Raw genomic sequence first — 19,537 nt, 5'->3', positions numbered from 1 at the left:
TACGTGAAAGATAAAATTGTAATGCCTCTCTGGACTTGCTGCCTATTCATCGTTGTGATGAATACCACCATGTTTAACGTCTCTTTACCCGTTATTATTCATGATCTTCAGATTACATCAGACCTGGGGTCCTGGGTCATTTCAAGCTACTCCATTGGTTATGCCTTGTCGACGGTGATTTACAGTCGATTGTCTGACCGTATTCCGGTACGCAAATTGTTGACGGTGGGATTGCTTATTCTGGGCTTATCTTCATTGCTGGGATTATTTGCGCACAGCTTTGCGATCCTTTTGCTGACACGTATTTTGCAATCTGCGGGTGCAGGAGTCATGGCCGGGCTTGGACTTGTCATCGCGAGCCGTTATATCCCAGTGGAACGACGCGGAGCTGCCATCGCACTGATCTCATCAGGAAGTGCCATGGCGTTTGGGCTTGGTCCCATTGTCGGCGGACTCATTAGTGAGTACTGGGGCTGGAATGGACTTTTCGCCATTACGGTGCTTGTCCTGCTTGCACTGCCCGTACTGCTCTATTTTCTCCCGCGTGAAACGGCCAAACTGGAGAATCCTTTTGATATGATCGGTGCTGCATTAACCGTGATTAATGCAACCACCCTTCTGGTTGCCATTACTCAGCAGTCTTGGTTATGGCTGGCCATCGGTGTCATTTCACTTGTTGTGCACATCGTGTATATTCGCAGGGCGAGCCTTCCTTTTGTGAATCCACATGTATTCCGAACACCCGGGTTTACCCGGCTACTGATCATCGGCTTCTGTGTTCTGGTCGTAAATCTGGGGAATCTATTCCTGATGCCGCTAGTGCTCGCTGATCTGTTTGGACGCTCGTCACTGGCTATTGGTCTGCTGATTGCTCCTGGAGCCATCGTCTCGGCATTCTGTACCCGTTTTGTAGGTCGCTGGATCGATCGTTATGGCAATATACGTTTTCTGATGATCGGACACATTTTGCTTGCCGCAGTGCTTGCTCTGTTTATGCTGGGACTGAATCAGTCTGCCCTGATCATCACCGGAGGATATCTCTTCTTCTCCCCGGCACTCTCCGCCTCCATAGCTTCACTGAATAACGAAGCGTCTCGGGTGCTGCCCAAAGCGCAAATCGGTTCCGGTATGGGCTTGCTGCAGTTGATCCAGTTTTTTGGCGGTTCGGTATCCGTAGCTGTCTGCGGGCTTATGCTGCACGGCATTCCGGGTGTTCCGGTAGAGGAAGCCTATCATTATGTATATGGGTGTCTGCTTTTAGTCTGTCTGAGCTCGCTTGTCATCGTGGTCTGGCATAACAAAGCTGCACGATCGAACTCTACGGCTACAATGACTGAGACTGGATAGGTTGTAAACTAGGATGTATTCTATATCATTCAATCACAACATTATTTATTCAATTGAGTAAAAGGCTCGCGCATAGCGCGAGCCTTTTGTTGTTCACCCCATTATTCAAACGGTGAATCACTCAACTGGATCACTCGGTCTGGTTTTTAAACAAGCTATGAATGCATTGAAGTTGGCAGCGATCTCACGTACATTTTCCTCCAGCAGTTGCTGGGCTTCCTCCGGGGTCTCTGATTCACTCTCAGCATCTTCACGCACTATCGCCTCTTCATGATCCATAACCAGTACGGCAGGAGATTCTGAATTCTTTCGGTAATCCAATAAATAGTTGTTGCCGCTGCTGACACTCCAAGCAAACGGAATAATCCGGCGTGGATCGGGATTCACATCATCTACCAGATTGTTGTTATTTGCAATGAACTGATGATCGAGAGCGGAGAAACGAATTTCCCAATCGATGACCTCTCCATTTTCAATCATATCAAATGTTTGACCATCGGTCTCCCGTTGAAACTCCAGATATTCGTGCGGAAACACAATGTCGTAATGCTTCTGAATGTTATTGATATTCAAGTTATTCATACACTCCCTCCCCTACAGCCCTGTCATAGCACATCATTTCCCAGCCAATGCTACCTTCCAGGCTTCCTCCACCGCTACAGGAGCTTTGCTGCTGCTCTCGCCGCCGCCCTCCTCCGTCCAAAGCGGTGGATAATAAGCAAATACTTGTCCTGTCTGAAGCTGTCCCATGTCGTTCTGCCAGCCCCTCCAACGAAAGGTCTGATAGTACTGCTCCAGATCACCGTTGGACAACCAGTTGATGAAGCCCGAATAAGCCAGTTCTGTCGATTCCCATTCCAGCGTGTCAGGTGCAAAATAGTATACATGTCCCGTACGGCCATACTTACCCATATCCATTCCGAAAAATCCACCCGCGGCATCGTAGGCGACGATCATCATGCCTTCCAATGCGGGTACACACAGCTTGTCTCCCAAACCATTCCAACTGGTCAGACTCCCAAAGATGCGGTCACCACCCGATCCAAGTAACGTAATCCAGCCATCATCCAACAGGATTCCCTCGGTCTCATAGGCAACGGCTCCCAAATAGGATTTGGTGCTTACTTGGAGGCGATAGAGCGCATCCTCTCCGACCTCCCGCTGTGCAGGAATATAGGTGTATTTATTTTGTCCATGGTCCAACAGCTCCTTGAGTTCCTCCCAAGCGTGATGTTCCCGATCCACTAATTCGTTTGCAGATAGTTTATGCATGATCACTCGCCCCTCTCCAACCTTTAACATTACATATCGTTCATTTCCAATAGCTGATCGTGTTTATTCCGACTTGGCGAAGCCCCTCAACGCTTCAGGGTTCATAATAACTATTTTTTGATTTTGCATTTGGACGACATCCTGCTGCTGCAAATCCTTTAACAATATGCTTACCGTTTCCCTCAGAGTTCCAACCATATCTGCCAGATCCTGATGAGTCAGTCTCAAATTAATGATGGTCCTTTCCTCTTCCAGTGCACCGAATTTGGTATACAGTTTTTGCAGCGTCAGCATTAATCGTGTCTTGGCATCATTGATTTTCATCTCATGCAACTTCTCATTAGCCAGAATCAGACGATCAATCTGAAGCTGTAGCAAACGGTCTTTAACACCTGGATATTGGGCAATCAACTGTTTGAATACCTTACCGTCAATGGTACAGACCACACTGTCACGATGGGAAACCACGGATAACATCCTTTCCTTGATGGGATCGACAAGTTCCATATCTCCAAAGACATCGCCCTGTCCCAGCAAATCGACTGTATGCTCTCTCCCCTGTGTCGTTCTATACACTTTGATGACTCCCGATAACACAATATAAGCATGATGGCTCGGTTCACCTTCATCAAAAATCCGCTTGCCTTTGGGGTAAGATATCGTTCGGAATAAAGGACGGATTCCTTCAAGTTCTTCCGGATACAAGTCTCTAAACAACGGAATATCTTGCCATAATGTCATGTTGTCCATAAGCTTCCTTTCTGTACCTCGGATGATCGTATGCTGGCATACAGCACCTCTTCACCAGCACTGTTATAGTAGGTTACAGCACACGATGCCACAATCAAACCACCTATTTCCCACAACCAGTATGTCCACTATTTTGTATAACGAGGAGAGATTATCATGAGAATTAATCTGGATGGGCTGGGTTTAACCGAGACACCGGAACATGTATGGGATGCTGAAAATTTGCTTGAACTAAGCCTCTATAACAACCGAATCAACACAATTCCCGATCAGCTGTTCCAACATACTGAAATTGAAGTTTTGAATTATGCAGGAAATGAAATTGAGACTTTGCCAAGCCTTATCGGCCGCCTTGCTCATTTGAGAATGCTGGATCTTGGACATAATCGTCTCGAACAGTTGCCCAAAGAAATTGGACAATTAAGCTCGCTGGATACGTTCCTCTACCTGAGCAACAATCGATTTACAAGTCTTCCTGCAGAGCTGTGTAACCTCAAGTCACTTCGATATCTGAATGTTACAGATAATCAGCTTCGGGAGCTCCCAGCAGAATTAGGCAATCTGAAGAACCTCATTGAACTTCGTTCATATTATAACAAACTGGAATCACTTCCCGAATCGCTTACCGAGCTCAGCCAATTGAGAGAACTTCACGTATACGGTAATCTGCTTACTCACCTGCCTCAGGGAATAGGCCACCTTACTGAACTTCGCATATTGGATTGTAACAACAATCGGATTAATGAATTGCCTCACTCTATTCAGGACATGAAAAAATTGAGAAAGCTAAGCCTCAGAACAAATAGAATAACCCATTTGCCTTCAGAAATCGGTGCACTTAGCAGCCTGATTGAGCTCGATCTGAGAGATAACGATATGTCGGAGATTCCGGAATCCATCCTGGAGCTGGAGCATCTGGAGAAGCTTGATCTCAGGTGGAATAGTAATCTGAGATCTACTTCCTGCTTAACTATCCTCGAGCAAAGAGGTTGTGTGGTTTATAAATGAACATTATAACCTTCTGCATGAAAGGACCAAACGAAGGATAGAATCATCCTGGATTTCTCGACTTCACACTTCCTCCACATGCTTCACCCATATATGTTTGTAGTCAATTTTTCCCCATGCATTTAAGGCAATGCCTTCAAGCATGGGGTGATGCTGAGCTCTCTGAAGACTGTGATACAGAAAGATGACATTCGATGAACTTTTGAGCTTTTCCTGAATGTCCAAAAGCTGCTTCATTCGCTCGTCCGGGCTCGGTTCTCTCATGCATACTGTTAACTTGTCATCCACATATGCGGTCAATTCCGGGCTGAGGTGATTACGCAGGAAACTGAAACGGGATTGATACAGCTCCAGCAGGGTAAGGTCTGCCTGCTCACCAAGTACTTCTCCAGCCATGACCAGATCGGCCTGTGCCAGCACTTGGGGGTCAGCCAGATGCTCAATCGGGAGCTTCACCACATTCAGTTGTACCCCCATCTCCTTGCATCGTCTGCTAATCCACACAGCCGTTTTTTCATTCTCCAACCATTCATACGTGTAAAGGTTTAGAGGCTGACCGCCATATTCGGATCCCTGAATCCGTTTTTTTGCTTCATCCAGATCAGAACTCCCTGCGTAATCCTGCTGCGCTCCACTGAGTACAAACCCCTCCGATGCACACTGCCTGAGACCACCCAGTTCCTTAATCATTCGTTCCCGATCCAATCCCAGATCCATGGCCTGACGAAATAAAATATTCTGCTGAATCCCTGCTTTGTTCAGGTTAAAGGTCAGGTAGGTGCTGCCATTCTCCAACTGGCTGAGAGAGGGTTCACTCGTTGATTCTCTACTCGCACCCGAATATAACAGCTGCATATCCCTGCTTGTCCTGTGTGACCCAGGCTGTCCTTCATAGTCCGGCCACACCCACATCTCAATCCGATCCAGATGAGGACGCCCTTCAAAGTAATGGCCATTCGCTTCCAGAACAAGCAGAGATTCATTATTTTTGATCATGCGGAAAGGACCCGTGCCAATCGGCAGTGCTGAGAAACATGCAGCTTTGTCGGGACCTCCCAAATCTTCAGGCACGATCGAACAGCGATCCGTACAGAGAAAAGCTGGAAATACCGCATTGGGCTGGGCAAAATAAAAATCAATGCAATATCTCCCGGGAGTCTCTATAGCTTTGATTAAAGAAAACATCCATTCCGAGGATGTCCTTCCTGACATGCGTTCAAATGTAAATCTCACATCCTGTGCAGTCATTTCCTGACCGTGGTGGAACCGTACTCCCTTACGTAAGTAAAACCGCCACCGGGATGATGAGTCGTCCCATTCCCAATGATGAGCTAGTCCAGGAAGAATACGTTTTTCCTCCGGATCGAATATGAGGAGTGTATCGAAGATCTGCCTTACCCAATGAGATTCAGTACGCCGCTGAACCCACGCAGGGTCCAGATGAGGGACCGGCCGGTAAAAGGGAAAACGCAGTACCTCCCGTTCCTCCCCATCGGTGCGCAAGATGCCCAGCTGTCGTTCCAGCCAATCGGTGAAGTCTTCCTTCATTCGCTGCGTACCGGAAGAATCAATTAAACGCCATGCTTCATTGAGCTGCTCATTCTCCACAAGCTGCTTCGCTTTGGCTGCAAGCAGATCCGACACCGATACGTTAAAAGACATTCGGGATACATTGCCTCTTCCTCGACCGGGTATCCATGTCAAATAACCGGATTCCGTCAATTTGTTCAGCACAAGCTGTGCATTACGCCTCGAACAATCCAGCAGTTCAGTGACCTGTTCCATCATGACTTCAATCATTTCCTGCTCAGGCACACCCTCAAAGTGAGTGCGCAAGATCAGATAATGCTCTTCTGCGTCCATCTTCACCCTCCTAAAAGGCGAAGTCGACTTGGTGAATGCTTCGCTTTTTCTTCCTCTTTTGCAAAAGTATAATGGACCTCATTACCACACGTAAAGAGGAGAGTGTTATCCATGTCTGAAATCAACGTACACGCCACACCTACCACCACACTCGCCACATCCGTATGGAGAAATCCAAGCTTCATCATTCTGTTTGCTGCCAGCGGCATCATTGCTCTTGGCAATCAAATCTATGAATTGGCTCTGCCTCTTATTTTATATGAACTCACAAAGTCTCCTGTAGCGATGTCCACCATGCGTGGCATTGAATTTCTGCCGAACCTGTTTCTAGCCATGTTTATCGGTGTACTGATGGACCGGGTGCATAAGAAATGGTGGTCTATTGGCTCCATCGTGTTACAGGTTATCCTTCTGCTCGCGCTGTTTCTGTCTTTTCAATATGGTCAACCTTCCATTTATGTACTCTACGGATGCGGTTTTATGCTGATGACACTGAGTTATGTTTTTCGCAATGCATCAGCTGGCATGATCAAACAATCGGTGCCTACGCCACTACTAACGTCAGCCAACGCGGCTTTGGGTTTCACCACAACGTTAATTACCATTATGGGTGCCGCCCTATCCGGAATGCTGTTGATGTTATCCAACCTGCATACGGGGCTATTAATTACGGCCATTCTGCTTGCGGTATCCTGTATCATTCTAATACCACTGCACTCCGCACCTGTGTCCAGAGGAACATCTCCTCAGGGCTTCTGGGTAGACTTTAAAGAAGGCTGGATCGAGCTGCGTCGCAACCATATGTTACTGGTTATCAGCATTACGGTCATTTTTCTCAATGCCACCTATGGTATGGTGGATGCAACCGTCATCTTTTATGCCAAAGACACTTTGCAACTGCGTAATCTGGAGCTTGGACTTGTACTATCTGCTGCTGGGGTAGGTGGTTTGATCGGCAGTCTGGTGGTAAGCTCCCTGCGCCGCAAATATTCGGCTGGCGTGCTGATTGTGGTGACCACACTGCTTCAAGGATTCGCCTTTCTGATCCTTGGTTTGTTCCACTCAACCTACGGACTTGCAGTGGGTCTGTTTCTATCTGGTATTTTCCAAACCATCAGCACGATCTGCATCTGGACATTCCGCCAGGAGTCCACGCCACATCACATGATTGGCCGGATCAGTGGGATTACCGGGTCTCTGTTCAAGCTCGGCATGCCCCTGGCTATATGGGGAAGCGGCTGGATCTCCGAGCTGTCCAATCCTGCGTTGGTGTTCGGTATAGCTGCGGCAGCGAATTTCATCATTTTTATCTGCTGCCGCTACAGTGTACTCTGGGACCGAAAATAACGATCAACATATACAAACAGGTGGCGAGATCATACTCACCACCTGTTTCGTTTCTAAGTACCTCTCCCCATTGTGGAATTCTATGAGCATCTTACGCCTTATTTCACCATTCAAATCTGCTATAATCGAACTTCATAGTCAATTCATGAGGAGGAATCAACTTGTATCGTATTACTACAATTGCACTCCTGGCCCTGATCCTGTTCGCAACCGGTTGTCAGAAGGATGAGACTTCATCCGTCCCTTCTCCCGAGGCTGTGCAGGTACCGGATACCCAGAAGATGTATTACATATCACCACAAGGAAACGATTTGAACAAAGGAACCATTCAAGCTCCCTGGAAAACGTTGCAGCATGCTGCCGACCATGCTCCCCCGGGAAGCACCGTTTATTTGCGGGAAGGTGTCTATCACCAAAAAGTCAAAATCACTCGAAGCGGTAATTCCTCCGGCAATCCAACCCTGTTTTCCAGCTATCCGCAGGAGAAGGCCATCATTGATGGTGAAGGTCTGTCGGTACGCGGCATAGAGGGTTTGATTGAAGTCGAAAATGCCAGCTATATTACGATTCAAAATCTCGAAATTCGCAACTTTACAACCTCACTTCGGGGACAAGTGCCTACTGGAATATATGTTCACGGGTCAGGAGAGCACATTCAACTCCTGGGCAATACCGTTCATTCCATTGCCAATGATGCTAAACCTTCAGAACCCAATTTACAGGGCAGGGACGCCCATGGAATCGCGATTTATGGTACGGAGCATCCCCAAGCATTACGGGATATTATCATCAAGGATAATGAACTGTATGATCTCGTGCTAGGTTCAAGTGAGTCACTCGCAGTCAACGGGAATGTGGATACGTTTGCCATACTGGACAATACGATCCATGATACCGACAACATCGGCATTGATCTGATTGGGTATGAAGGAACTTCCGAGGACGACACTTACGATCAGGCGCGAAACGGGATTGTACGGGGAAACGAAGTCTATAATATTTCTTCCAATCTTAATCCGTCTTATGGAACGAACCTCCCCAATGATAGCAATTCTGCCGGGGGAATCTATGTAGATGGAGGCAAAAATCATATCATCGACCACAATCGGGTATATCGTAACGATATCGGAATCGAGATTGCTTCGGAGCATGCTGGGCGTTCCACCAGCCACATTACGTTGCAGGATAATCTGATTTTTCATAACAGGCTTACCGGCATCGCCATGGGCGGCTATGATGAGGAACGCGGTTCTACTGAGGACAGTACGATTATGTACAATACGTTAGTGGGTAACGACCTGCTGGATGCAGGCAATGGGCAGTTATTCTTGCAAGCCCGAACGAAGAACAATACGTTCAAACGAAACATTCTCGTATCCGGCAGCTCTGACGTGCTCATTTACAATGAATACACCAGTAATTCGGGGAATGTGTTTGATCACAATGTGTACTACTCCTCTGCACCACAAGAAGATACGCTGTGGGTATGGAAAAACACGGAGTATTCCGGCTTCACCCCCTACATGGAGGGATCAGGAAATGACGCACATTCATTGTATGTAAACCCCGAATTTATGGATGAGGCCAACGAAGACTTCACTCTCCAAGCTGGTTCTTTCTCCGAAGGATACGGCTACCTTACACCGCGATAATGATTACGGAAGAAGAACAACCAATTCAAGTCAGCTGTCCCGTTTCAAACAAAATAAAAGAGCTTGCGCATAGGGCACTTCCCTTATGATGCAGGCTCCTTAATGTTTTCCTGTTTAACTGTTTAACCCAGCCCTTAATTTCTTACAAGCTCGGCTGCATGGGTCACCCGATTTCGCCCACCCGTTTTGGAGGCATAGAGCGCTTTGTCCGCTTTTTGAAACAAAGACTGATCTGTATCTTCCTGCGAAACCGTAGCTGCGCCAATACTCACTGTAATGTTATACTCGCCCCAATCGGCGGAATCTACCTGTGAACGATATCTCTCCGCTGTAGCCACAGCTTGCTCTCGATCACAATTCGCAAGAATAATGACAAATTCCTCTCCGCCATAACGCGCCACCACATCCGTGCTCCGTGACACCGATTGCAGCAGGCCTGCCAGATTGCCCAGCACCAGATCTCCAATCGGATGTCCATACGTATCGTTGATGTTCTTGAAATGATCAATATCAACGACCAGAAGGGAGAAAACACATTGAGTTTCCCGGAAGAGTGCCAGGCTTTCCACCATTTTATCCTGAAAAAACCTGCGGTTCTTGAGTCCGGTGAGCAGATCCGTCGAAGCCATCGTCTCCAACTGATCATTCACTTTGATTAACGCCTGCTGCTTCACCTTATATTCTTCGTGCAGTCGTTCAAGTTCCTTGTTCGCATCATTTGTGGCTTGATACAGTTCCTGAAGTTTCGTCTTGGTGTTCATTATATCCTTCTCATGTTCAATTCGCTTACGCATCACCACAACCACACAATCTACTACGCTTTCCCCATCGCGATTTTGGCGAATCCCGTTAAGCAAAACTGGGACATCCTGCTGATCACTGGTGCGAAACGTAAAGTACATCTCGTCCACATGTCCATATAACTGAATATAGGGATAGAAATACGTATGAAAAAACAGCTTGTTGGTCACCGACATAGTCGACTCAATATGCCGTCCCAATAGCTCATTGCGTTCATACCCTAGCATGGTCAGCAGGGTTTGATTAATCGTTTTTATGATGCCCGAGTCAGAAATGGAGAAGTATCCACAGGGTGCCATATCTAATTGTATATCCATGGATTAACTGCCTTTCCTCTCATTTTACTTTACACGCTCTGCAAATACTCTTTAATGAAGCGGCTTGTCTCTTCAGGCTGACTTAAATGTGGATAATGCCCCTTCGCCGTCATCTGTTGAAGTCTACTGTTCTTCAGATGCGCATGCAAGTAATCCCCCACTTCAACGGGAGCGATGCTGTCATCCGAGCATTGAAGAATGAGCGTAGGTACCGAGGCACGCTCCAATTCATTCCGACAATCCGAGAAAAACGTCACCTCCGCAAATTGTCTGGCAATATGCGGATCTCTCGAACAGAAGCTTTTTTCCAACTCTTCCGTCAGCTCTTTCCGTTCCGGATTCTGCATAACAATCGGAGCGAGATAGCTGGCCCAACCAATAAAGTTCATCTGCATCATTTCCAGCAACTCATCAATGTCACGCCGATCAAATCCGCCATAATAACCCGGAAGATCGTTTACATAACGCGGGGAAGGCCCCAGCATGACGATTTGCTTGAAATATTTAGGTTCATGAATGGAAGCAAGCATGCCAATCATACTGCTGACCGAGTGTCCAACAAATATGACATCTCTCAAGTCGAGCGCTTCCATAATCTCCAGCACATCCTGGGCATATCCTTGAAGATCACTGTATTTGTTTGAATCATAATAGTTAATTTGAGATTCACCTGAGCCTACATAATCGAATAAAACAACTCGGTAGTGCTCCGTAAAACTCGGAACAATATAGCGCCACATATCCTGATCGCACCCAAATCCATGTGCAAAAATAATCGTTTGGCTGCCTTTTCCCAACACTTTCACATTGTTACGCACGAGGACGTCAATCGTCATCCAAATCACCTCTCTGAGGTAGTATCCTTTTGCTTTGACCTATCTGGTTATTATATCGGAAATTGTTGGGTTATGGATAAGAAATATTAATTTTCATTACTTTGGATACATAAAGAACAATCCACTTTGTATGCCAAAAGGCCCTCTCATCACGAAAGGGCTCTTTGTACTCATTTTTTATTTTTGGCTATTTTACAGTGAGAATCACACGTTGATAATGCTTCAACTGATGCTCCCCATCATCCTGTACTTCGGCTACGATATGAATGGTATCGCCCGATTTGGCATCGTCAGGTACGTTGAACGATACAGCATCGGTGTCACTGCCCTCCAATTGAATCGTATCCAACTTCTCGCCCTTCGCCAGTTCACGATGTAATCCAAGTTGCAGATCACCCGCCATCTCAGGCTGAACTTTCTCCTCCTGGACGTTGGAATCTTTGTACGTATCTGCTTCAAAATATCTCCACCATTTGTAGGTGAGCTGATCTCCATCCGGGTCTTTTCCTTCGGCATGAAGGGTTATTTTCTCACCCGGACTGACGGACAGATCCAGTCCTTCCTTAATCGTTAATGACGGATTATGGTTGGCTGCTTCAAAGTTATCTGCTACGGCCCAATCGGCACGAGCCGCAAAATCATTCTGAATATCGTCAAACCATCTCATCAAAGAGTATTCAGCCTCATATCGTTTGGTATACGGATCGTAATCAAGAACGTTGTTCCTGAACAGCTTCTCATTTACCACACCGAAGCGTCCACCCCATCCACCGTAGGAAGGGTCTTCCATACTGCGCAGTCCATTGTCAATTAGATAGAAGAAGGATGGAGAATCACCCTCAGATATAAAATCGTATTTGTCATATTGCGGATTCTTCTTTAGATACTCAGCACTACCGCGCTGCTCTTCTTCCAGCTCGCCTTCAATCATTTTGCCGTCACCCATAGATGCATACATATCCAACAACTTGCCATGACCATCCAGAATGTTTTTGAGCATCCAATCCCCATGCAGCTTGCTGTTGACTTCCTCTGTATGGAATTTCCACGCATAGGCAAAATGCCAGAAGTTCGATTGGTCGTTCAGAATACGAATGTCAGGCCAATTTTTTGCAATATAGTCGTTATAGCTGTCATCCTGATCGAGGATGATGTATAGCACCAGTTTATCACTGACTTTTTTGCGAATCGTTTCCCACTCAGATGTACCCTTGTACTGTTCTTCAATCGATTTCAGTGCTCTGGCTGTTGTATTTGTACCGCCCCAGGTCTGCACAATCAGATCTCTGGAATCATCGTCGAGGAAAAGCGTTTGGAGAAATTCGGAACCTTCCGTTTCTTTCTCCATCTCCCCTTTGTCGGAGATATTACCGATTTTGGTCATCTTGCGAAGCTGTTCCGGCTCCGGATATCCCTCTGCATGTTTGGACAAGTTGGGATAAATTTCGCCATAGGCATCAATCATGTCGTAAACCCACTGTGTACCTGTCCAGCGGAAAGGTTTGATTCCTGCTTCCTCGTCGCCCGCATAATGATAGACTGAACTGGTCAGCACAATGCCTGCCAGATCCATTTCATTGGAATATAACAGAAAACGAATCACCGAATTCATATCATCCACTTCACCATCGGTTGTAATGACCGTTCTAGCTTTGGTTGCTGAATGATCTACCGTTTCTGTAGATTCATTTTGTTCCTGTTCTGCCGTCTTATTCGGCGTTTCAGTAACCGTTTGCGGTGTTTTGGATGCGCACCCACTGACAATCAGAATCATACTGAGGCAACCAGCCACCAAAACGTTTAACCATTTTCTTGTATTCATGTTCGTGATGCTCCCCTTTCTTGTGTTCCACGCGATGTGTTTTTGGGAATGTCTGCGATGTTGGTCTACTACTTAATATGGTCCGTAAAATGCAAAAAAACCCAAACATCAATATGAGCTGGACAGAGTCCACGCATATCGACATTCAGGTTTTGCCTGCCAAAGCAGTAACAATCCTCATTTGAGAAAAAGTATAACATGTTCGCAGATTGATGTAAACGTATTCAATATTAACTATATAAATTGAACTAAAGAATATTTATATAACCAGAGGGTGTAAGCTTTTCCCATTTTGATATATGCTTATGCTTATGACTATGAATGAATGTAACTATTTGAAAATAATTCTAACACCAGGAGGGATCAGACACCTTGGAACAGCTGAATGCTGCCCTAATCCGTTTTGTGGAGCAGCAAGATTTATATAATAAAGCTTATGGACTTTTCAAAAATCATGATCTGCGTCCTCGTGAACAGCAACACCAGCTGCAAGTGGACGAACGAATCCCGCTCTCTCCAGAGCTCCAATATCTGTACAGCCACTACGAGATGATGGATGAACAGGCCAAGGGCACACTCAAAATGAAAAATGCAGCCGTCGAGATCGGTGATGCAGCTCTAATCTCCTTTGTTGCACCTGAACATCTCCATCGTCAGCAACTAGGTCACCGCTGGATCGGAATGAACGAACCTTATGAGGAGTCAGCCTCTTGGCAAAAAAATCATGTCGTCATTGCGAATTTTAACGATGATCCGATAATTGTGGATACAGCAGCACCGAACTCTCCTGTATATGCGGCCTTTGCAGGAGAAGAACCTCAGCTTATTGCCGATTCATTAACAGTGTTTTTTAATGCACTGGCCATCCTGATTGAAGCTGCACGGGCCTATGCTGGGGAATTGAAGGACGAGGAAACTTATGAAACCAAACCCGAATATCTGGAGCATGTCGAACCTATATTGAATGATTTACTGGGAGAAGAGCATACTGCACATTTATTCGAGTATTTGTCATTTTGTTGAAATTAAAGGATCACAAGATACGGAGGGTTGAATCATGATTTATGTTGCTTTGCTTCGGGGCATTAATGTGGGCGGGAATAATAAAATCAATATGAAGCAGTTAAAAGAAACGTTTGAACAAGCGGGCTTGCTGGACGTGGTGACGTATATCAACTCAGGCAATATTATCTTTGCCGATCATCAGGAACGCGTGGATGCGAATACGGAATTATCCCAGATTCTTGAACAAGCCATAGCTGTCGATTTTGGCTTACAGATCAAGGTGATGGTACGTAATCTGGATGAAGTTCGAACAGTTATTCAGGGACTACCGGAGGACTGGACGAATGATGCCGCGGCCAAAAGTGATGTCATGTTCCTCTGGGATGAAGTGAATGATGTTTCAGTTCTGGACAAACTGCCCATCAAACCGGAAATCGGCACATTGCTATATGTTCCCGGAGCCATTTTATATTCCGTCAGTAAAGAACTTGTCACCAAAAGTGGTATGAACAAGCTCATAGGCTCCAAGGTCTACAAATATATGACGGTCCGGAACGTGAACACGACCCGCCAGATTTACAAGCTGATGCAGGCTGCGGCTGAGAGATGATCAAGGCCAAGTGAAGTGTCTTGCCAGTTTTCAAAGCTTATGTATATCGGAGGGGATTGCATGAATCAGGAGCGGACATGGAACGTTAGTATAAAATCTGTGAAGCGGGAGGAATTTTATTTTGCCCCGAATACGGCTTGGCAGGTGAAGGTACCAGCTTACCGAGTACACTTCAATTCAGATTGCGAATTAAGGCTGCATGCTCAAGATCAGATTTTGATAAAGGTTGGTGAGGTTGGAACAGCAGGCTGGGCCGCATTTATTGGAACGGCAATCAAATGTGGACCTGATTCAATCCTGCTGTATACAAGCCCCCAGTATGAGTCACGATTGATGGAAGCCTGGCAGTTTGAAATGATCTTCTCACCACTCAACTCCATAGAAGGTGCCCAGAACGTGATCGATACGTTGGGGTTCTTCCCACCTTTTCACTACGATGAACTAACCAATGTGAAGCTGCAAAACGCGGATCAAGGCGATAAGTTTGAAAATCTGTCCCTGACGATTACGCATACTTCCACAGACGGGTTGGAACAGCCCCTCGACTTTAATTTTGAAGACGTCCAGTTTAAGAACATCTCTCCCGCCGAGGAAAGCAATGTCTGCTTGCAGCTCAGCTTCGCTTACGAGGGTGAACAGATTGGCGTGCAACTGGACGCGATAGCCGGATTCGCAGCGACATTTCTATGCCGCAAAGTTGTGGTTCAGTTAGGTCTTTAACCTTACCCGGCAACGGAATGGGTTTGAATTTTTCTCGATCCCAACATGACTGCACCCATGACTAGAACCAACAGGGCTACCAGCATGAACGGAATATGTTTATCTACCTGATACAACGTTGTTGTGAGTAAAGGGGTGATCACGGCAGATATGCCTTGAATCGCAGCAACCAATCCGGCTGCGCCGCCCTGTTGTTCTTTGCTGACCGAAAGAGAAGCCCCGGCCATAAAACCAGGCATCATCAGACCCGAGCCCATGCCGAACAGGAAGAAGGAGAGATAATAGACAACCAATTGACTAGAGATCAGAAACAATACCATGCTTGCGAGCAGAAAAAGGGACCCGAGCAAAATCATCGGCCGTGGCTGCCATTTCAACCACTTCATCTGGATCACCTGCATGATCAGCATCGCAGCCCCGGAGAACATCAGTCCAAACGAGACCATTCGGGCTGTAGCCCCTGGAGATAATGCGAGTTGGTCCTGGAAATAAAATCCACCAATAACCTGTACCGTCATAATGCCAATCATCGTAACCAACCCGGCAGCAAGATACATACGCAACCCGCGTTGGAGCGGGTTGACCTTGGGCGCTTTCTCCTGAATGACCGGCTTGGCAGCAGGAATGAGCAACAAAGCAATGATAAAAGCCGCTATCGCAATAAAAATACCAAAGTAAAGCGGCCACAGGAGGCCGATAATGGTAAAAGCGCCTGCAATCGCAGGGCCAAATACAAGTCCCAGCCCATTGGCGGCACTAATAATCGCCATCCCGCTTCCCCGCTCTTCTCCTTCCGTCACATCTCCCATATATGCCTGTGAAGAGGATAGCACTGCCGGAATGAACATACCAATCAAGCTCCGCGTTACAATCAGAAGGGTTAACAAAAGTCCCCCTCCGATCCACGCATTTAATCCACTATACATCGCCAATGCAAACAACGCACAACTTATGGACATGCCTATGAATCCAATCAATATGATTGGTTTTCTGCCTTTCAGATCACTGAATCTGCCCCATACCGGACCCATCACAGCCATGGCGATGGACCCGAGTGAAATAATTAGCCCGGAATGACTTTCTTTCATCCCCAGCTCACGAATAAGTGGCGGCATAATGGGAGCAATAAGCATAAGACCCAACATGGCTGCAAATACGCTAAAAAAGATACTTCCTCTGATTCTGTTCACGCTCATACACTCCTTTATTTTTCAGTACAGTATCCACTGTACCTGGAGTATACAAGGCTGAGAGAATCTCGACTGCCTCCATACGGAACAATTAACGGTTAGACGGATTATTAATATATTTTTTTCATTTCCGATGGCTTCACGCCGAATTTGCGATAGAATTGCTGGGAAAATGCACTGATGTTACTGTAACCAACCGCTATCGCTGCCTCAGTGACGTTATTCTCTTGACTGCGCAGCAATTTCATGGCGTTGTCGAGACGAATCTGGCGCAAATATTCAAATACGGTAGTGCCGAACAGCGCCTTAAAGCCTTTTTTCAATTTAAAATCATTCAGACCCACCTGTTTGGACAACGCCAGCAGGGATGGAGGGTCCACCATGCTTGCCTCCATAATCTCCCGGGCGGTATGCAGCTTCCGTATATCCTCTCTGGAAAATCCCGAAGGAATAGGCGCCAGATCAAACAGCTGAATCATAAACCGATTCAATATCTCCAATGCGGTCGCTTCCATCATTAAGGAAGATCTATAGGGGTTGTTCAATTCCCCAATCAGACTTTCAATCATCGTTCGAATTCTGTGATCCAGCTGAAATATGATGGGTTTGAACACACAATGTCCCAAAATGTCCTGAAACCGAATGGACTGGCTCGTTGCCAATTGTGCGCCCGCATAATTGAACAACGAGATCGGAATTCCGATGGCAAAAGAAGTATAGTTCTCCTGCGCAGGCGGATGGAACCAGGCTTCAAAATCACGCATCATAATGAGTGCTCCCTGTCCAGTGGGCAGCGTATATTGCTGACCGGATATGTCTACATAGCGCGCACCTGACAAGGCAAATTGCAGCTCAATGATGGGAATATTCGATGCAAAAAACGTAGAGCACGGTTCACTATAATTAATCTGAGAATACACAATTTCGATACCACTATACGTGGTTACTCTTTTTATATTGCCACTGCCCGCTTTAGCAGAGAGCAGGTACGTGTTTTCATCTTGCTGACTGAATGGTTCCTGCGTTAAGTAATGCTGGTATACCACAGCTAACGAATCGAAACCCATGTGTTCTCACCTCGTCTATAACTTGATCATGACTCTCAGATAGAGATTTGTTTAATTGAGAATAATTCTCAATAATTCTACCTCAATTTCTGCTTTTAGACCAGCCCCATGACGAGATCACTATTCTACATACGAAAAAAATCCAGAAACCACCTATAGATATGGTATTTTCACATTGAAGAATGAGGAGATACGCCCGCAACTAAAAAAGGACACTAGAGATCATTCTCTCGTGTCCTTTCGCATGACTTATTCCCAAAAAAAGCGTCCGGCAAATACCTTCTCCGTCAGCAACTTGTATGTCTCGTCTGGCAATTCTTTTTTCATTTTCTCCATTACGATATCCTTGCCTACATTATAATGCATAGACATGCCGATCTCCGCTGTCGTATCGGTTGCGTCCAGATGCATAATTGGTGCTTTGGCATCTTTTGTCCAAGGTGTCCATTCGGCCAATTCCGATGATCCACCACAACCCGGGTTGCCTGTATAGAGGAACTGCTTCAAATATGCTGCCATCGCGGAAGACAATGTCTCACGGCCTGGTTTGTTCTGTTCACTAAAATAACCTTCAGGGAAAAGAGCGGCAACGCCGTCTGCGTGTCCTGTGTAAAAGTCCATATCCGCGCCATGCGGTGCGCCCAGCAATGTTTGCAGCCTTTCGGAAATGACCCCAGGCTGTGTACCCCATGCAAAACGATAGGCGTATACCGGCGGCTGTCCCGCTTCACTCGTAAGGAATTCAGCTACCCGCTCTGTATTAAAGCCGGCATAAACCTCACTGCCGTATTTCAGAGCTGCGGCATACTGTTCGGCCTTGGTTTCATCTGTAAACAGAGTTTCATAATGAAATGAGGGTACAAAGTATGGATCACCGAAAGCAAAGCTGGAAAACTCGGTTTCCAAACTGCCCAGCAGAACAGGAACTTGTGCATAATTACCGCTGTTGATGGCATCGAATCCCTCTTTCGGAATGACTGTACCGTCACGGAACAAATGTGGGAATGGCTGCATACGAATCGCCGTTGAACCATATACAGTGACCAGCTTGTCAGCAGGCAACTCACGCAAATAGCTGGCCAGCTGTGCCTGATACTGCTTGCCGATCCATGTTCTCGCATGTTCAATAGAGGTCACTTTACCCTCTTGCACGAGCAATTTCACAAGTGCATCCTCGGATTTTTGCTCGCCTTCCTCCGGTGCAGCCGTGGTCAGACCACCACTGAAAGCAGCTAATTTCTGAAATAGCCCTTTGCTTAGCGGTGAGATTAACGCTACCAGAACATTACGTGCTCCTGCCGACTGCCCGGCCAACGTAACATTGCCTGTATCTCCGCCAAAGCCCTCGATATTATCCTGTACCCACTGCAGTGCACGGAATGCATCAAGCAAGCCATAGTTGCCCGAATCATCAAGGGGATTTCCGGTTTTCAATGCAGCATTTTGAAAGAACCCAAGAGCTCCCAAACGATAGTTCACCGATATGATAATGCTGTTCGTGTTACGCGCAAGCTGTTCACCCTGAAAATCCTTGCCTGATCCGGTCATATTCCCACCGCCGTGCAAAAACACCATAACCGGAAGCTTCGAACTGGTTGTATTCGGACGCCAAATATTGAGATACAGTGAGTCTTCACTTCCGGCTATCGTTTCACCGGATAACTGCAAGCTGCACGCAGCAAATTCCTTGGCGGTTCGAGTCCCTGTCCATGCATCCGGTTCACGCGGTGCTTTCCAGCGTAATTCACCTACCGGAGGTGCTGCATAAGGAACACCTAACCAGCCGAGCGTACCGTAGTGTTCATAGGTTTTTCCATCAATGGCTCCATATTTCGTCTGCTGCAATGTTTGAGGTTTGAACCCCTGATCTTGTTTATGTTTCATCCAACTCTGCTCCAAGGTTCCACCGCCATTGAGCTGTGCCTGCAAA

17 protein-coding genes are annotated in these 19,537 nt (G+C 46.5%); 7 read left to right on the top strand and 10 right to left on the bottom strand.

All coding sequences use genetic code 11. The features are described from left to right. The first annotated feature begins 21 nt into the window (after positions 1 to 21). Positions 22 to 1,347 (top strand): MFS transporter, encoded by a 1,326-nt coding sequence (locus tag BLV50_RS20735; protein ID WP_256338021.1) that lies wholly within the window; start codon positions 22 to 24, stop codon positions 1,345 to 1,347. A 117-nt stretch (positions 1,348 to 1,464) separates the two neighbouring features. On the opposite strand, the gene BLV50_RS20730 is transcribed toward BLV50_RS20735, so the two are convergent. From BLV50_RS20730 to BLV50_RS20720, 3 genes are all read right to left on the bottom strand, one after another. Beyond that, positions 1,465 to 1,929, bottom strand: a complete 465-nt coding sequence (locus tag BLV50_RS20730; RefSeq protein ID WP_090809758.1) for an SMI1/KNR4 family protein — start codon at positions 1,927 to 1,929, stop codon at positions 1,465 to 1,467. 33 nt (positions 1,930 to 1,962) lie between these two features. Further along, the gene (locus BLV50_RS20725; RefSeq protein WP_090809756.1) at positions 1,963 to 2,619 is read right to left on the bottom strand and encodes a DUF2625 family protein; all 657 of its coding nucleotides are present in this window, start codon (positions 2,617 to 2,619) and stop codon (positions 1,963 to 1,965) included. Positions 2,620 to 2,682: 63 nt separating this feature from the next. Beyond that, complete coding sequence (locus BLV50_RS20720) at positions 2,683 to 3,360, bottom strand: Crp/Fnr family transcriptional regulator (RefSeq protein WP_063565408.1); 678 nt, start codon at positions 3,358 to 3,360, stop codon at positions 2,683 to 2,685. 165 nt (positions 3,361 to 3,525) lie between these two features. Here BLV50_RS20720 and BLV50_RS20715 point away from each other — a divergent pair, with 165 nt between their 5' ends. Continuing rightward, positions 3,526 to 4,377 carry a leucine-rich repeat domain-containing protein gene (locus tag BLV50_RS20715; RefSeq protein WP_063565407.1) on the top strand — a complete coding sequence of 284 codons (852 nt, stop codon included), beginning with the start codon at positions 3,526 to 3,528 and terminating at the stop codon, positions 4,375 to 4,377. A gap of 63 nt (positions 4,378 to 4,440) precedes the next feature. Here the strand turns inward: BLV50_RS20715 and BLV50_RS20710 are convergent, their stop codons facing one another. Then, the gene (locus BLV50_RS20710) at positions 4,441 to 6,240 is read right to left on the bottom strand and encodes an SgrR family transcriptional regulator (protein WP_063565406.1); all 1,800 of its coding nucleotides are present in this window, start codon (positions 6,238 to 6,240) and stop codon (positions 4,441 to 4,443) included. Between the two features lie 111 nt (positions 6,241 to 6,351). Here BLV50_RS20710 and BLV50_RS20705 point away from each other — a divergent pair, with 111 nt between their 5' ends. Further along, positions 6,352 to 7,587 (top strand): MFS transporter, encoded by a 1,236-nt coding sequence (locus BLV50_RS20705; RefSeq protein ID WP_063565405.1) that lies wholly within the window; start codon positions 6,352 to 6,354, stop codon positions 7,585 to 7,587. 161 nt (positions 7,588 to 7,748) lie between these two features. Then, positions 7,749 to 9,239, top strand: a complete 1,491-nt coding sequence (locus BLV50_RS20700; protein ID WP_090809751.1) for a right-handed parallel beta-helix repeat-containing protein — start codon at positions 7,749 to 7,751, stop codon at positions 9,237 to 9,239. A 134-nt stretch (positions 9,240 to 9,373) separates the two neighbouring features. Here BLV50_RS20700 and BLV50_RS20695 read toward each other — a convergent pair whose 3' ends face one another. The 3 genes from BLV50_RS20695 to BLV50_RS20685 all read right to left on the bottom strand — a co-directional run bounded on the left by BLV50_RS20695 (position 9,374) and on the right by BLV50_RS20685 (position 13,015). Continuing rightward, on the bottom strand, positions 9,374 to 10,357 hold the full coding sequence (locus tag BLV50_RS20695) for a sensor domain-containing diguanylate cyclase (RefSeq protein ID WP_072734597.1): 984 nt from the start codon (positions 10,355 to 10,357) through the stop codon (positions 9,374 to 9,376). A gap of 29 nt (positions 10,358 to 10,386) precedes the next feature. Next, entirely contained in the window at positions 10,387 to 11,193 is an 807-nt protein-coding gene (locus BLV50_RS20690) for an alpha/beta fold hydrolase (protein ID WP_072734598.1), read from the bottom strand. A gap of 187 nt (positions 11,194 to 11,380) precedes the next feature. Then, on the bottom strand, positions 11,381 to 13,015 hold the full coding sequence (locus BLV50_RS20685) for a DUF1593 domain-containing protein (RefSeq protein ID WP_090809749.1): 1,635 nt from the start codon (positions 13,013 to 13,015) through the stop codon (positions 11,381 to 11,383). 372 nt (positions 13,016 to 13,387) lie between these two features. On the opposite strand from BLV50_RS20685, the gene BLV50_RS20680 reads away from it, so the two are divergent. The 3 genes from BLV50_RS20680 to BLV50_RS20670 are packed head-to-tail and all read left to right on the top strand — an operon-like array spanning position 13,388 to position 15,350. Next, positions 13,388 to 14,038, top strand: coding sequence for a hypothetical protein (locus tag BLV50_RS20680; protein WP_063565401.1), 651 nt, complete (start codon positions 13,388 to 13,390; stop codon positions 14,036 to 14,038). 34 nt (positions 14,039 to 14,072) lie between these two features. Then, a complete protein-coding gene (locus BLV50_RS20675; protein ID WP_063565400.1) occupies positions 14,073 to 14,630 on the top strand; it encodes a DUF1697 domain-containing protein in 558 nt (185 codons plus the stop codon). A gap of 60 nt (positions 14,631 to 14,690) precedes the next feature. Further along, on the top strand, positions 14,691 to 15,350 hold the full coding sequence (locus BLV50_RS20670; RefSeq protein WP_063565399.1) for an Imm50 family immunity protein: 660 nt from the start codon (positions 14,691 to 14,693) through the stop codon (positions 15,348 to 15,350). A gap of 2 nt (positions 15,351 to 15,352) precedes the next feature. Here BLV50_RS20670 and BLV50_RS20665 read toward each other — a convergent pair whose 3' ends face one another. The 3 genes from BLV50_RS20665 to BLV50_RS20655 all read right to left on the bottom strand — a co-directional run bounded on the left by BLV50_RS20665 (position 15,353) and on the right by BLV50_RS20655 (position 19,491). Further along, positions 15,353 to 16,540 (bottom strand): MFS transporter, encoded by a 1,188-nt coding sequence (locus BLV50_RS20665; protein WP_072734600.1) that lies wholly within the window; start codon positions 16,538 to 16,540, stop codon positions 15,353 to 15,355. 110 nt (positions 16,541 to 16,650) lie between these two features. Further along, on the bottom strand, positions 16,651 to 17,607 hold the full coding sequence (locus tag BLV50_RS20660) for a helix-turn-helix transcriptional regulator (protein ID WP_063565397.1): 957 nt from the start codon (positions 17,605 to 17,607) through the stop codon (positions 16,651 to 16,653). Positions 17,608 to 17,856: 249 nt separating this feature from the next. Continuing rightward, positions 17,857 to 19,491, bottom strand: coding sequence for a carboxylesterase/lipase family protein (locus BLV50_RS20655; protein WP_090809748.1), 1,635 nt, complete (start codon positions 19,489 to 19,491; stop codon positions 17,857 to 17,859). Positions 19,492 to 19,537: the final 46 nt, after the last annotated feature.

The sequence above is a fragment of the Paenibacillus sp. 276b genome (genome assembly GCF_900107875.1).
In the GTDB taxonomy this organism is placed as follows: Bacteria; Bacillota; Bacilli; order Paenibacillales; family Paenibacillaceae; genus Paenibacillus; species Paenibacillus marchantiae.
Note: the sequence above shows the minus strand (reverse complement) of the source record. Positions and strands in the feature narration are given on the sequence as shown.